This is a genomic window from Enterobacter sp. RHBSTW-00318 (assembly GCF_014101375.1).
GTDB lineage: Bacteria > Pseudomonadota > Gammaproteobacteria > Enterobacterales > Enterobacteriaceae > Enterobacter > Enterobacter ludwigii.
In genome coordinates, this window is the sequence record NZ_JABXQH010000001.1 from 4,723,499 (window position 1) to 4,737,970 (window position 14,472).

15 protein-coding genes and 1 other annotated feature are annotated in these 14,472 nt (G+C 53.1%); of the genes, 5 read left to right on the top strand and 10 right to left on the bottom strand.

Annotation, left to right across the window (positions count from 1 at the left end; translation table 11 throughout):
* The first annotated feature begins 82 nt into the window (after positions 1-82).
* Together gndA and ugd are read left to right on the top strand one after the other, a co-directional pair.
* Entirely contained in the window at positions 83-1,489 is a 1,407-nt protein-coding gene (gndA, locus tag HV157_RS23165) for an NADP-dependent phosphogluconate dehydrogenase (protein ID WP_182268990.1), read from the top strand.
* A gap of 227 nt (positions 1,490-1,716) precedes the next feature.
* The gene (ugd, locus tag HV157_RS23170) at positions 1,717-2,883 is read left to right on the top strand and encodes a UDP-glucose 6-dehydrogenase (protein ID WP_020883283.1); all 1,167 of its coding nucleotides are present in this window, start codon (positions 1,717-1,719) and stop codon (positions 2,881-2,883) included.
* Positions 2,884-2,934: 51 nt separating this feature from the next.
* Here ugd and HV157_RS23175 read toward each other — a convergent pair whose 3' ends face one another.
* Positions 2,935-3,939: an NAD-dependent epimerase gene (locus HV157_RS23175; RefSeq protein ID WP_182268991.1), complete on the bottom strand. Its 1,005-nt coding sequence runs from the start codon at positions 3,937-3,939 to the stop codon at positions 2,935-2,937.
* A gap of 193 nt (positions 3,940-4,132) precedes the next feature.
* Between HV157_RS23175 and wzzB the strand changes: the two genes are divergently transcribed.
* The gene (gene wzzB / locus HV157_RS23180) at positions 4,133-5,113 is read left to right on the top strand and encodes an LPS O-antigen chain length determinant protein WzzB (RefSeq protein ID WP_182268992.1); all 981 of its coding nucleotides are present in this window, start codon (positions 4,133-4,135) and stop codon (positions 5,111-5,113) included.
* 40 nt (positions 5,114-5,153) lie between these two features.
* On the opposite strand, the gene hisIE is transcribed toward wzzB, so the two are convergent.
* The 9 genes from hisIE to hisL all read right to left on the bottom strand — a co-directional run bounded on the left by hisIE (position 5,154) and on the right by hisL (position 12,370).
* Entirely contained in the window at positions 5,154-5,765 is a 612-nt protein-coding gene (gene hisIE / locus HV157_RS23185; protein WP_014170795.1) for a bifunctional phosphoribosyl-AMP cyclohydrolase/phosphoribosyl-ATP diphosphatase HisIE, read from the bottom strand.
* Positions 5,759-6,535 (bottom strand): imidazole glycerol phosphate synthase subunit HisF, encoded by a 777-nt coding sequence (gene hisF / locus HV157_RS23190; protein ID WP_032680652.1) that lies wholly within the window; start codon positions 6,533-6,535, stop codon positions 5,759-5,761. Before hisF ends, hisIE begins: the two co-directional genes overlap by 7 nt.
* Positions 6,517-7,254 (bottom strand): 1-(5-phosphoribosyl)-5-[(5-phosphoribosylamino)methylideneamino]imidazole-4-carboxamide isomerase, encoded by a 738-nt coding sequence (hisA, locus tag HV157_RS23195; protein WP_182268993.1) that lies wholly within the window; start codon positions 7,252-7,254, stop codon positions 6,517-6,519. Before hisA ends, hisF begins: the two co-directional genes overlap by 19 nt.
* Positions 7,254-7,844 (bottom strand): imidazole glycerol phosphate synthase subunit HisH, encoded by a 591-nt coding sequence (gene hisH, locus HV157_RS23200; protein WP_032680653.1) that lies wholly within the window; start codon positions 7,842-7,844, stop codon positions 7,254-7,256. The genes hisA and hisH overlap by 1 nt, the downstream gene beginning before the upstream one ends.
* Positions 7,844-8,911, bottom strand: coding sequence for a bifunctional histidinol-phosphatase/imidazoleglycerol-phosphate dehydratase HisB (gene hisB, locus HV157_RS23205; protein WP_025203709.1), 1,068 nt, complete (start codon positions 8,909-8,911; stop codon positions 7,844-7,846). Before hisB ends, hisH begins: the two co-directional genes overlap by 1 nt.
* Positions 8,908-9,969: a histidinol-phosphate transaminase gene (gene hisC / locus HV157_RS23210; protein WP_182268994.1), complete on the bottom strand. Its 1,062-nt coding sequence runs from the start codon at positions 9,967-9,969 to the stop codon at positions 8,908-8,910. Before hisC ends, hisB begins: the two co-directional genes overlap by 4 nt.
* Positions 9,966-11,270, bottom strand: a complete 1,305-nt coding sequence (hisD, locus tag HV157_RS23215) for a histidinol dehydrogenase (protein WP_182268995.1) — start codon at positions 11,268-11,270, stop codon at positions 9,966-9,968. Before hisD ends, hisC begins: the two co-directional genes overlap by 4 nt.
* A gap of 5 nt (positions 11,271-11,275) precedes the next feature.
* Positions 11,276-12,175, bottom strand: a complete 900-nt coding sequence (hisG, locus tag HV157_RS23220) for an ATP phosphoribosyltransferase (RefSeq protein WP_126547631.1) — start codon at positions 12,173-12,175, stop codon at positions 11,276-11,278.
* A 45-nt stretch (positions 12,176-12,220) separates the two neighbouring features.
* Positions 12,221-12,344: a sequence feature (His leader region), on the bottom strand.
* A complete protein-coding gene (hisL, locus tag HV157_RS23225) occupies positions 12,320-12,370 on the bottom strand; it encodes a his operon leader peptide (protein WP_001364200.1) in 51 nt (16 codons plus the stop codon). It overlaps the preceding feature by 25 nt.
* Before the next feature lie 174 nt (positions 12,371-12,544).
* Between hisL and HV157_RS23230 the strand changes: the two genes are divergently transcribed.
* Both HV157_RS23230 and HV157_RS23235 read left to right on the top strand, forming a co-directional pair.
* Positions 12,545-13,369 (top strand): SDR family oxidoreductase, encoded by an 825-nt coding sequence (locus HV157_RS23230; RefSeq protein ID WP_014170788.1) that lies wholly within the window; start codon positions 12,545-12,547, stop codon positions 13,367-13,369.
* A gap of 41 nt (positions 13,370-13,410) precedes the next feature.
* Positions 13,411-14,340 (top strand): LysR substrate-binding domain-containing protein, encoded by a 930-nt coding sequence (locus HV157_RS23235; protein ID WP_182268996.1) that lies wholly within the window; start codon positions 13,411-13,413, stop codon positions 14,338-14,340.
* The last annotated feature ends 132 nt before the right edge of the window (positions 14,341-14,472 follow it).

Sequence of the window (14,472 nt, forward strand, 5' to 3'; positions counted from 1 at the left end):
GTCACCTAATACTGAGTTAACATCTCAACCACATTTCAAGCCGCGCATAAGCCGTGGTGACCACACCTGACAGGAGTATGTAATGTCCAAGCAACAAATCGGCGTTGTCGGTATGGCAGTGATGGGGCGCAACCTGGCGCTCAACATCGAAAGCCGTGGTTATACCGTCTCCGTTTTCAACCGCTCCCGTGATAAGACCGAAGAAGTGATTGCTGAGAACCCGGGCAAGAAACTGGTTCCTTTCTATACGGTTAAAGAGTTCGTTGAGTCTCTGGAAACACCTCGTCGTATCCTGTTAATGGTGAAAGCGGGCGCAGGTACCGATGCAGCCATCGACTCCCTGAAACCTTACCTCGAAAAAGGCGACATCATCATTGATGGCGGTAACACCTTCTTCCAGGACACCATTCGTCGTAACCGTGAGCTGTCCGCTGAAGGCTTCAACTTCATCGGTACCGGAGTTTCCGGTGGTGAAGAGGGCGCGCTGAAAGGTCCATCTATTATGCCTGGCGGCCAGAAAGAAGCGTACGAGCTGGTTGCACCAATTCTGACTAAAATTGCAGCCGTTGCTGAAGATGGCGAGCCTTGTGTGACCTATATCGGTCCGGACGGTGCGGGTCACTATGTCAAAATGGTGCACAACGGCATCGAATACGGCGATATGCAGCTGATTGCAGAGGCATACTCCCTGCTGAAAGACGGCCTGAATCTCTCTAACGAAGAGCTGGCTGAAACCTTTAGCGAGTGGAATAAAGGCGAGCTGAACAGCTACCTGATCGACATCACCAAAGATATCTTCACGAAAAAAGATGAAGAGGGTAAATACCTGGTTGATGTGATTCTGGACGAAGCTGCGAACAAAGGTACCGGTAAATGGACCAGCCAGAGCTCTCTGGATCTGGGTGAACCGCTGTCTCTGATCACCGAATCCGTATTTGCGCGTTACATTTCTTCCCTGAAAGAGCAGCGTGTTGCGGCATCCAAAGTGCTGTCTGGCCCACAGGCTAAACCTGCGGGTGACAAAGCTGAATTTGTCGAGAAAGTTCGCCGCGCTCTGTACCTGGGTAAAATCGTCTCTTACGCGCAGGGCTTCTCTCAGCTGCGTGCCGCGTCAGACGAGAACAACTGGGATCTGAACTACGGCGAAATCGCGAAGATCTTCCGCGCAGGTTGCATCATTCGTGCGCAGTTCCTGCAGAAGATCACCGATGCTTATGCGGAAAACGCGGGTATTGCTAACCTTCTGCTGGCGCCATACTTCAAGAAGATTGCCGACGAATACCAGCAGGCGCTGCGTGACGTTGTGGCCTACGCTGTGCAGAACGGTATTCCGGTTCCGACCTTCTCCGCAGCAGTGGCGTACTACGACAGCTACCGCGCTGCCGTTCTGCCTGCGAACCTGATTCAGGCACAGCGCGACTATTTTGGCGCGCATACCTATAAGCGTACTGATAAAGAAGGTGTATTCCATACCGAATGGATGGAATAAGTTAAATAACGCGTTGTAATTAAGGCCCGGAGCTTGTCTCCGGGTTTTTTTTACGCAAAATTTGGCTCGCGATACTCGAAGTAGTCTGAATGTCATCCTGCGAGCAGGGATTACTCCTGGTTTGCCTTGACAGTTCTGTTGGCCAGGAGGTACAAAGCCCAACAGTCAGGTTTATCGCGATGGTCAGGCGGCCATCAGTACAGTTAACTCACAGAAGTCATTAGCGAATGAAAATAACAATCTCCGGAACAGGCTATGTCGGTCTCTCAAACGGCATTCTGATTGCCCAGAACCATGAAGTGGTTGCGCTGGACATCGTACAGTCCAAAGTGGATATGCTGAATCAGAAGAAATCGCCGATTGTAGACAAAGAAATCCAGGATTACCTTTCGAACAAACCGCTGAATTTCCGTGCTACCACCGATAAAGAAGATGCTTATCGTGATGCGGACTTTGTCATCATTGCGACCCCAACAGACTACGATCCAAAAACCAACTATTTCAACACTTCGACGGTTGAAGCGGTGATCAAAGACGTTATCGCGATTAATCCGAATGCAGTGATGATCATTAAGTCGACCATTCCGGTCGGTTTCACTAAATCAATCAAAGAAGAGTTGGGTATTGATAATGTCTTCTTCTCGCCAGAGTTTCTGCGCGAGGGCAGAGCGTTATACGATAACCTGCATCCATCCCGTATCGTCATCGGTGAGCGCTCTGAGCGTGCGGAGCGTTTTGCTGCTCTGCTTCAGGAAGGCGCAATCAAGAAAGATATCCCTGTGCTGTTTACCGATTCCACCGAAGCCGAAGCGATCAAGCTGTTCGCGAATACCTACCTGGCAATGCGCGTGGCTTACTTCAACGAGCTGGACAGCTATGCCGAGAGTCTGGGCCTGAATACCCGCCAGATCATCGAAGGTGTTTGCCTCGACCCGCGTATCGGTAACCATTACAACAACCCGTCGTTTGGCTATGGCGGCTACTGCCTGCCAAAAGATACCAAACAGCTGCTGGCGAACTATCAGGCTGTGCCAAACAATTTGATTTCAGCGATTGTTGATGCAAACCGTACGCGTAAAGACTTCATTTCCGATTCCATTCTCGCCCGTCAGCCGAAAGTGGTGGGCGTATATCGCCTGATCATGAAGAGCGGTTCTGATAACTTCCGCGCCTCTTCCATTCAGGGAATCATGAAGCGTATTAAGGCTAAAGGCGTTCAGGTGATTATTTATGAGCCAGCGATGCAGGAAGATGAATTCTTCCATTCCCGTGTGATTCGTGACCTGGATGCATTCAAACAGGAAGCGGATGTGATTATCTCTAACCGTATGGCGGAAGAACTGGCCGACGTGGCGGATAAAGTGTATACCCGCGATCTGTTTGGTAGCGACTGAGTCTCTGCTTAAGGCGCATAAAAAAACCGGCACTTGCCGGTTTTTTTGTTTTTATACTTTGTAGAAGTCGCGATACCAGTCAACGAAATTCTTCACGCCTTCTTTAACGGAAGTCTGCGGTTTGAAGCCAATAACGTCATACAGCGCTTTAGTATCTGCGCTGGTTTCTAGTACGTCACCCGGCTGGATTGGCATCATATTCTTTTCTGCCTCTATCCCGAGCGCCTCTTCAAGAGCCGTAATGTAATCCATCAGTTCAACCGGAGAGCTGTTTCCAATGTTATAGACGCGATAAGGCGCAGAGCTGGTTGCCGGTGAACCGGTTTCAACGGTCCAGTTTGCATCGGCCTGAGGAATAACATCCTGCAGACGGATAATGGCTTCGGCGATGTCATCAATATAGGTGAAGTCACGCTTCATCTTACCGTAGTTGTAGACATCAATGCTTTTGCCTTCAATCATCGCTTTGGTGAACTTAAACAGCGCCATATCCGGACGACCCCACGGACCGTATACGGTAAAGAAACGCAGGCCCGTCGTGGGCAGGTTGTACAGGTGGGAATAGGTATGCGACATCAGTTCATTGGCTTTTTTGGTCGCGGCATAAAGTGAGACAGGGTGATCGACCGAATCGTCAGTCGAAAAAGGCATCTTGCGATTCAGACCGTAAACGGAGCTGGAAGACGCATACAGAAGATGTTGTACCTTGTGATGGCGACAGCCTTCCAGCACGTTGAGATGCCCTATCAGGTTGGCATCTGCATAGGCATGAGGGTTTTCAAGCGAGTAGCGTACACCGGCCTGTGCGGCCAGGTGGATGACGCGATCAAATTTCTCACGGGCGAACAGTGCGGCCATGTCTTCACGGTCGGCCAGGTCAAGCTTGTGGAAGGCGAAACTGTCAGATGCCAGCAGATCTAGACGTGCCAGCTTAAGATTGACATCATAGTAGTCATTCAGGTTATCAATACCGACGACCTGATGACCGGCATCCAGGAGTCGTTTGCTGACATTTGCGCCGATAAAGCCTGCTGCACCCGTTACCAGAAATTTCATACCTTCCCTCATAAATATGTGTTCTTACTGATGCCATCACGCATCACATTGCGTCTATCATAGCGCGGCGGATGCCAGTTACATAACCCATCTTTCCGATTTAACTCATCGGATTCTTATAGAAAAATCCGTAGCAAAAGATACACTATGTGAACATGTTTAATTTTGCCCTTTATCATCTGTTTGGGATTGTATGACGCAGAACAACAATAACCTGGTCAGCAGAAGTAATGACCCGGAGCAAATTGATTTACTTGATTTAGTGCTGCAATTGTGGCGTGGGAAGTGGGTTGTTGGAGCTTTTGTTGCTGTATTTATCATATTGGCTGGGATCTACATCACTGTAGCAAAAGAGAAATGGACATCGTCCGCCATCATAGCCCAACCGGATGCCGCGCAGATTGCAACGTATGCAAACGCGTTGAATATCCTTTATGGTGGAGCAGCACCATCGATTCTGGATATCCAAACTCGTGCAATTAGTCGTTTTAATTCATCTTTTTCAGCATTAGCGCAGGCGCTTGAAAATCAGGAAATTCCGGAAAAGCTGACCATCGATACCACGGTTAAGGGACAAGCATTTCCATTGACCGTCAGCTATGTTGGTGAATCTGCTGAAGCAGCTCAAAAGCAGCTAGCCCAGTATATTCAACAGGTTGACGAGCAAACCGCGAAAGAGTTAACCGTAGACCTTAAAGATAACATTAAGCAGCAGATCACAACACTGAATGACTCGCTGGAAAACCAGGAGAAAGTCTCTCAGGAGCAAAAAGATCTGCGCATTAAACAGATTACGGAAGCGCTGAAGAACGCTGAAGCGGCTAAAATCACCTCTCCACAGATTCAGCAAACTCAGGACGTGACGCAGGAAACCATGTTCCTGCTGGGCAGCGAAGCGTTAAAATCGATGATTGAAAACGAAGCGTCTCGTCCGCTGGTGTTCTCAGGAGCGTACTACCAGACCAAGCAGAACTTGCTGGATATTGAGAAGTTGAATGTTAACCCGGACACCATTCATGTCTATCGCTATGTCATGAAACCGGATCTTCCTGTTTATCGCGATAGCCCGAAAAAAGCCATCACTCTGATCCTTGCTGTCCTGCTTGGCGGGATTATCGGTTCAGGTGTGGTGTTGGGTCGCAACGCGTTGCGGAACTACAAACCAAAATCGTGATTCTCATGAGATAAAAAACCGGGGAAATTCCCCGGTTTTTTTATTTATGTCTCTTACGTAGATTCTCAATCACCGCCGTTAAATCCAGCTCCTGATCCTGCAGCAGCACCAGCAGGTGATACATCAAATCCGACGCCTCGTTGGTCAGCTCCTCGCGGTCATGCACGGTCGCGGCCAGCGCGGTCTCAACACCTTCTTCCCCCACCTTTTGCGCAATACGTTTAGTCCCGCTGGCGTACAGCTTAGCCGTATACGAACTTTCAGGATCCGCCGTTTTACGCTCAGCGAGTAACTGTTCCAGCTGATACAGGAACAGCCACTGGTGGCTTGCATCGCCGAAGCAGCTGCTGGTCCCTTTGTGGCAGGTTGGGCCGATCGGATTCGCCAGCACCAGAAGCGTATCGTTATCGCAGTCCGGCGTAATGCTGACCACATTCAGGAAATGGCCAGAGGTTTCCCCTTTGGTCCACAGGCGTTGTTTGGTACGCGAGAAAAAGGTGACCTTGCCGCTGTCGATGGTTTTGGTTAGTGCATCCTGGTTCATATATCCCAGCATCAGCACTTCACCTGAGACGGCATGCTGTACAACCACCGGCAGTAATCCGTCAGTTTTTTCCCAGTCCAGTTGTGCCTGTTGTTGCTCTGTTAACATACCCTGATCTCCACGCCCTGGTCGGCCAGGTACGTTTTTAACTCACCAATATTGATAATCTGTTTGTGGAACACGGAGGCCGCCAGCGCGCCGTCAACGTTTGCATCGCGGAAGGCTTCGAGGAAGTGTTCCATGGTGCCTGCACCGCCGGAAGCAATCAGCGGTACGTGGCAGACCGCGCGGACTTTTTTCAGCTGCTCCAGGTCGTAGCCGTTACGCACGCCGTCCTGGTTCATCATATTCAGCACAATTTCTCCTGCGCCACGTTTCTGGACTTCCTGCACCCAGTCCAGCGTCTCCCATTGGGTGACGCGGGTCCGGTTTTCATCGCCGGTGTACTGGTTGACATGGTATTTACCCGTTGCGGCGTCATACCAGGTGTCAATCCCCACAACAATACACTGTACGCCAAAGCGATCGGCCAGACGGGTAATCAGCTCCGGGTCTGCCAAAGCAGGGGAGTTAATGGAAATCTTATCGGCACCAAAGGAGAGGATTTTTGCCGCGTCTTCCGCAGATTTAATCCCACCTGCCACGCAGAAGGGAATATCAATCACTTCTGCCACGCGCGCCACCCAGCTTTTATCCACGACGCGGCCATCGCTGGAGGCGGTGATATCGTAAAATACCAGTTCATCTGCGCCTTCTTCAGCGTAGCGTTTTGCCAGCGGGACGATATCGCCAATGATTTCGTGGTTGCGGAACTGCACGCCTTTCACTACCTGGCCGTCACGTACGTCCAGGCAAGGGATTATCCGTTTTGCCAGCATTGAATCGCCTCCGTCACAGTAAATTTACCTTCCAGCAGGGCCCTGCCCACAATCACGCCCTGTACACACGTTCCGCGCAGCGCGGCAATATCAGCGATATCACCAATACCCCCCGATGACTGGAAGGCCACCTGCGGATAACGCGCACAGACTTCTTGGTATAAAGAAACGTTAGAGCCTGCCAGCGTGCCGTCGCGGGAGATATCGGTGCACAGCACGTGCTTCAGGCCAACGGGCAGATACCTCTCGACCAGCTCTTCCAGCGTCACCCCGGAATTTTCCTGCCAGCCGCTGACTGCAACCTGCTTGTTACCCTGTTCGTCGATACGAACATCCAGCGCCAGCACCAGCGCGTCAGCGCCAAAGCGGCGGAACCAGGCTTTAACCTTTTCAGGATCGTTAACGGCAGTCGAGCCGACGACCACCCGCGCCACGCCAGCGTCCAGCAGCGCCGCAACGTCATCTTCCGTACGTACGCCACCGCCTACCTGGACCGGCACATCTACGCCGGCCACCAGTTTTTTAAGAAGTGGGATTTGACGTTTTGTCGGATCTTTTGCGCCAGTCAAATCCACCAGGTGCAGCACCTGCGCGCCCTGGGCTGCGTAATCCTGCAAACGTGGCAAGGGGTCGTTACCGTAGTCGCGTTGCTGCCCGTAATCGCCCTGATGGAGACGGACAACCGTGCCGTCGATTAAATCTAAAGCGGGAATAATCATTACATCTCCAGGAAGTTTTTCAGCAACTGTGCGCCTGCGGCACCCGAACGTTCCGGGTGAAACTGCACGCCGAAGAAGTTATCTTTCTGCACCGCCGCGGTAAATGCTTCGCCGTAATTGCACTGGGCAATGGTGTACGTATTTACCGGCATGGCGTAGCTGTGCACGAAGTAAAAATAGGCCCCGTCTTCAATGCCGCGAAACAGTCTGTCACCGGCTTTGGCATAAACACGGTTCCAGCCCATGTGCGGCAGAGGCAGACCGTGATCGGTCATTTTCGGCACGTCTTCGTCGATAATCCCGAGCAGATCAACACCGTTGCTCTCTTCACTGCGTCGGCCCAAGAGTTGCATGCCCAGACAAATTCCCAGCACCGGTTGAGTACAGGCTTTGATGAGACTCACCAGCTCACGCTCGTGGATCTGATCCATCGCCGCCTGCGCTGTCCCTACGCCGGGCAGAAAAAGCTTATCGGCGCGCAGTACGACGTCCGGGTCGCGACTCACGTCCGGCACATAGCCGTGACGGGCAATCGCCGATTTTACGGAGTTCAGGTTGGCGCATCCGGTATCCAGAATCACCACATTCATTACAGCACTCCTTTCGATGAGGGCAGGGCGTCACCTTCCACACGAATCGCCTGGCGAAGGGTACGGCCAAAGGCTTTGAACAGGCTTTCCACGCGGTGATGGTCGTTCTTGCCCTTGGTCTTGAGGTGCAACGTCAGGCCCATGGTGTAGGACAATGAACGGAAGAAGTGTTCAACCATTTCGGTGCTGAGGTCGCCCACGCGCTGGTAGGTGAAATCCGCTTTGTATTCCAGGTGTGGGCGCCCGGAGATATCCATTGCGCAGCGAGCCAGGCACTCGTCCATCGGCAGCACAAAACCAAAACGGTTGATGCCGCGTTTGTCGCCGAGTGCCAGCTTCAGCGCTTCACCCAGCGCCAGGCCGGTATCTTCCACGGTGTGGTGATCGTCGATATACAAATCGCCTTTCACGGCGATCTCCATGCGGAAACCACCGTGGGTCGCGATCTGGTCCAGCATATGGTCAAAGAAACCCACACCGGTGTGGATCTTGCTTCCGCCTTCGCGATCCAGCCAGACCTTAACGTCGATTTGCGTCTCTTTGGTGTTGCGCTCAACGTGCGAGTAGCGGTCACGCTGGGTCAACTGCTCACCAATTTTTGCCCAGTTAAGGGTGGAACGGTCATAGCGCAGCCCGGAGATACCCATGTTCTCCGCCAGCGTAATATCGGTCATGCGATCGCCAATAACATAGCTATTGGCTTTATCCAGCACGTCATCCGCCAGGTAGCGTTCGACCAGCTTTACCTTAGGCTTGCGGCAGTCACATTCATCGGCAGGCAGATGTGGGCAGATCAGCACCTCATCAAATTTAACGCCCTGAGAGGTCAGTACCTGCATCATCAGGTTATGCGGGCCGTCAAAATCCGCCTGCGGGAAACTGTCGGTACCCAGCCCGTCCTGGTTCGTGATCATCACCAGCTTATAGCCGGCTTTCTGCAGCTTGAGCAGCACCGGGATTACATCGGGTTCAAAAGCCAGTTTGTCGAAACGATCGACCTGAAAATCGGTTGGCGGCTCCGAAATAAGGGTACCGTCACGATCGATAAAGAGGGTCTTCTGGCTCATACTTTCTCCGCTTTCAGGGCGTCAATCACGCGCTGACTCTCTGCACGGGTGCCTACGGTAATACGCAAACAGCCGCTTAAGGATGGTTGTTTATTTTGGTCTCGTAAGATAATGCCCTGATCCCATAAAGATTTAAATACGGCACTCGACGCGGTAAAGCGTACCAGGATGTAGTTGGTTTCAGAGTCGAATACCTGCTCCACGCAGGGAATATCTTTCAGGGCAGTGATCAGATACTGCCGTTCTTCAAGAATTTGTGCCACGCGTTCGCGCATCGCCTTGATCCCCTGAGGGGCCAAAGCCTGCGCCGCAATGTCGGCAACCGGCGTAGAGAGTGGATATGGCGCAATCACTTTCATCAGCAGGTCGATGACTTCTTTATTGGCCAGCGTAAAGCCGCAGCGCAGGCCAGCGAGAGCGAAAGCTTTTGACAGCGTACGCAGTACAACCAGGTGCGGGTACTCCTCGAGCCAGCCAGCCAGCGTCGCCTGCGGGCAGAACTCAATATAGGCTTCGTCAGCCACCACCAGCGCTTTACCGCGCGTCATCTCCAGCAGGGTTCGAATGTCCTGCGGGTTGATAATCTGCCCGGTCGGGTTATTTGGACTGCAGACGAACACCACTTTCACGCCGTCAAGATTATCGGCAATCCCCTGCAGATCGAGCTGCCAGTCTTCCAGCGAAAGCACGTTACGGCACGCCACGCCAAAGGTTTCTGCGCTGACGCTGTACATTCCGTAGGTTGGCTGGCAGTACATCACCGCGTCTTTACCCGGTTCGCAGAAGGCTCGGATCAGCAGTTCAATGCCTTCATCTGCACCCCGGCTGACCAGCACCTGCTCAGGCTTTACGCCTGCGTACCGGGCGTAATTTTCGATAACCGTTTTCGGCTGGCATTCCGGATAGCGGTTCAGCGTTTGCTGCGACAGCTCGAACTGTACGGCCGTCGGGTATTCGTTAGCGTTCAGCCAGACATCACCATTGCCACCCAGACGACGAGCAGACTGATAAGGCGTCAGGCGACGGACATTTTCGCGGGCTAATTCTTCAATGCTCATGCTTGCTCCTTCAGGGCTGCAACGCGCAGCGTAACGGCGTTTTTGTGGGCGGTCAGACGTTCGGCGGCGGCCAGTGTCTCAATGGTGGAGGCCAGAGAGGCAAACCCCTCGCGGGACAGCTCCTGTACGGTCATGCGTTTCTGGAAATCCGCCAGCCCGAGGCTCGAACAGGTTGATGTATATCCGTAGGTTGGCAGAACGTGGTTGGTGCCGGAAGCGTAATCGCCGGCGGATTCCGGTGACCAGTCGCCAAGGAAGACCGAACCTGCGCTGGTAATGCTGTCAACCAGATCGCGCGCATTGCGGGTCTGGATAATCAGGTGTTCCGGGCCGTACTGGTTGGAGATGGCAATGCACTGCGCCAGATCGCGCGCCACAATCAGGCGGCTTGCTGAGAGTGCCTGGCGTGCCGTGTCGGCGCGCGGCAGGTCGGCAAGCTGACGTTCAACGGCTTCACCCACGCGTCTTGCCATATCCGCATCCGGCGTCAGCAAAATAACCTGTGAGTCCGGGCCATGTTCTGCCTGGGATAACAGATCGGAGGCGACGAAGTCCGGCGTTGCACCGCTGTCGGCAATCACCAGCACCTCAGAAGGACCGGCAGGCATATCAATTGCGGCACCGTCCAGACGCTGGCTGACCTGACGCTTTGCTTCGGTCACATACGCGTTGCCCGGGCCAAAAATTTTGTCCACTTTAGGAATGGATTCGGTACCAAACGCCAGCGCGGAAATTGCCTGTGCACCCCCCACTTTATACACCGCCTGTACGCCACACAGTTTTGCCGCATAGAGAATTTCATCGGCAATCGGAGGCGGCGAGCACAGTACTACTTTCTGACAACCGGCGATGCGTGCCGGGGTTGCAAGCATTAATACGGTAGAGAACAGCGGGGCGGAACCACCGGGGATGTAAAGCCCCACCGACGCAACCGGACGCGTGACCTGCTGGCAGCGTACGCCGGGCACGGTTTCCACATCGACCGCTTGCAATATCTGCGCGGTGTGGAAGGTATCAATGTTTTTCACCGCGACGGCCATCGCCTGTTTGATCTCGTCACCGAGGCGGTTTTCCGCGTCCGTGATTTCCTGTTCAGTTACCTTTAAAGCGCCAACCTCGGTTTTATCAAACTTTGCGCTGTATTCCCGCAGCGCATCGTCGCCACGGGCTTTGACGTTATCAAGGATCTCGGCCACGGTGCGGGTAATGCTTTCTGAGGCAGAAATCGCCGGACGCATCAGCAGCGCGCGCTGTTGTTCTTGCGAACAATCGTTCCAGTTGATGATTGTGTTAAAGCTCATGGCCATCACTCCATCATTTTCTCAATTGGCAGCACCAGAATTGAGCTTGCGCCTAGCGCCTTCAGTTTTTCCATGGTTTCCCAGAACAGGGTTTCGCTACTGACCATGTGCATGGCGACGCGCTGCTGGTCACCGGCCAGAGGCAGGATGGTCGGGCGCTCTGCGCCCGGCAGCAGGGCAATGACCTCATCAAGACGTTCGGTTGGCGCGTGCATCATGATGTATTTCGATTCACGGGCCTGAATCACGCCCTGAATACGGGTCAGCAGTTTGTCGATCAGCTGTTGTTTCGCATCGGCCACTTCGCCGTCGCGCTGGATAAGGCACGCTTTGGAGCGGTAAATCACTTCCACTTCGCGCAGACCGTTCGCTTCCAGCGTGGCGCCCGTAGAGACGAGGTCACAGATGGCGTCAGCCAGACCCGCGCGCGGCGCCACCTCAACAGAGCCGTTCAGCAGGCAGGATTTAAACTGCACGCCTTTCTGATCCAGGTAACGTTTTAACAGGTGAGGGTAGGAGGTGGCGATACGTTTGCCGTTCAGCGCGGCCGGGCCGTCCCAGGCTTCATCGACAGGCGTGGCCAGCGACAGGCGGCAGCCGCCGAAGTCCAGACGACGCAGGGTAAAATAGCGTGGATCTTCACCCTGGGCACGGCGGGTCAGGAGTTCTTCTTCCAGCACGTTTTCACCGATGATGCCGAGGTCAACAACGCCATCCATCACAAGGCCGGGAATATCGTCATCACGCACGCGCAGAATGTCGATGGGCATATTTTCAGCCAGGGCAATCAGGCGCTGGGTGTGCAGGTTGATTTTAATCCCGCAGCGGGCGAGCAGTTCGCGTGAATCATCACTCAAACGGCCTGATTTTTGAATAGCTATGCGTAAACGTGAGTTATCTAACATTCTGTTTTCCTCGTTAACCTGTTTTAACCTGTCTGAATTTGGTCCAAAAAAAAGCCCCCGGAAGAAGATCTTCCGGGGGCTTTTTCATGCGTTCATGCACCACTGGAAGATCCAAACGTCTTCCAGCACACATCGCCTGAAAGACTAGTCAGGATGATGGTGATGATGGTGGTGTTTAAATTGAACGCGTGTCATAAAATTCTCGATGAATGCTTATTCATTTGATGTCTTTTAACCTAAACCAGTTGTATGACTGATTGCAAGGGCTTTTTTTGATCATTAATTCATTTCATATTGACGCTATGAATTGTGTGTTCTGCCGGGCTGGCGTAGCCTTAAGAAAGACGAGTAAAAGTCAGGAGAATTCGCATGAAAAAGGTCGCGATTGTCGGTTTAGGTTGGCTGGGAATGCCGCTGGCGATGTCATTAGCCGCAAAAGGCTGGCAGGTGACCGGAAGCAAAACCACGGCGGATGGGGTAGAAGCGGCGCGCATGTGCGGTATTGACGGCGTCGAGCTGCGTCTGGAACCCGAACTGGTGTGTGATGCTGACGATCTGGACACGCTGATGAACGTTGATGCGCTGGTGATTACGTTACCGGCACGGCGCAGTGGCCCGGGCGAATCATTTTATCTGCAGGCGATGCAGGAGATTGTCGACAGCGCGCTGGCGCATCACGTCCCACGCATTATTTTTACCAGCTCAACCTCGGTCTACGGCGATGTTGACGGCGTGGTGAAGGAGACCTCTGAGCGTCATCCCGTTACCGCGAGCGGTAAAGTGCTGAAAGAGCTGGAAGACTGGCTGCATCATCTTCCCGGCACCCAGGTCGATATTGTACGGCTGGCAGGTCTGGTTGGCCCCGGACGACATCCAGGGCGCTTCTTCGCGGGAAAATCCGCGCCAGACGGACAACATGGCGTCAATCTTGTGCATCTTGATGACGTAATTGCCGCAATAGAACTACTCTTACAGGCTCCAAAAGGTGGGCACATCTATAATATATGTGCGCCTTCTCATCCAGCGCGTAGCACGTTTTACCCGCTGATGGCACGCCAGCTGGGTCTGGTTCCGCCTGTTTTTGGTGAAGCAAAGGACGAAAGTAAAGGCAAAATTGTTGATGGCAATCGCATTTGTCATGAGCTGGGGTTTGAGTATCAATATCCCGATCCGCTGGTGATGCCGATGGAATAAGTTTCTCAGCGGAAACGATCGCACACCGGAAGGGGGCGAACATGAAACCGCTGCTGGATGTTCTTATTATTCTGGATGCACTGGAAAAAGAGGGGAGCTTTGCCGCTGCTTCGGCAAAGCTCTTCAAAACCCCGTCGGCGCTGAGCTATACCGTTCATAAACTGGAAAGCGATCTTAATATCCAGATCCTCGATCGCTCTGGTCACCGCGCCCGTTTTACCCGTACCGGGCAGATGCTGCTGGAGAAGGGGCGCGACGTCCTGCATACCGTTCGCGAATTGGAAAAACAGGCCGTCAAACTGCACCAGGGATGGGAGAACGAACTGGTCATCGGCGTTGATGATACTTTTCCGTTTTCTCTTCTGACGCCGCTGATTGAGGCGTTCTATCAGCACCACAGCGTAACCCGATTAATCTTCATTAATGGCGTGCTGGGCGATTCATGGGATGCCTTAACTCAGGGCAGGGCAGATATTTTTGTCGGTGCGCTGCATGAACCGCCCCAGTTAAGCGATTTCGGTTTCGCCCGGCTGGGTGTGCTGGAGCAGGTTTTCGCCGTCGCGCCACACCATCCGCTCGCGCAGGAGCCGGAACCCCTTAACCGGCGCACGATTAAAGGCTACCGCGCCATTGTGGTCGGTGACAGCTCGCGTCCCGACTGTGCGGCCTCCACGCAGTTGCTTGATGAGCAGGAGGCGATCACGGTGTTCGACTATAAAACCAAGCTGGAGCTGCAAATAAGTGGCCTGGGGTGCGGCTATTTACCCCGCTATCTGGCACAGCGGTTTTTAGACAGCGGTGCGCTTGTTGAAAAACAGGTGCTTGCACAAAGCAGCAATGAATCGGTGTGGGTCGGCTGGAATGAACAAACTGCGGGGCTGGCAAGTGCCTGGTGGCGGGACGAAATTTTAGCAAATAGTGCTATTGCTGCCGTTTACTCGCAAAGCAGCATCGAGAAATCAGCCAGTTAGAAAAAAGAAAATCGCCCCGGGCGTTGCAAAGTATTGCCTTTTGTATCCGATGTGGGGCAAAATGCGCCGCTGCAACCAAATGAATAATCGACGATATAAAAGGCGTCGGTTATTTTTTTTTGCACGTATGAA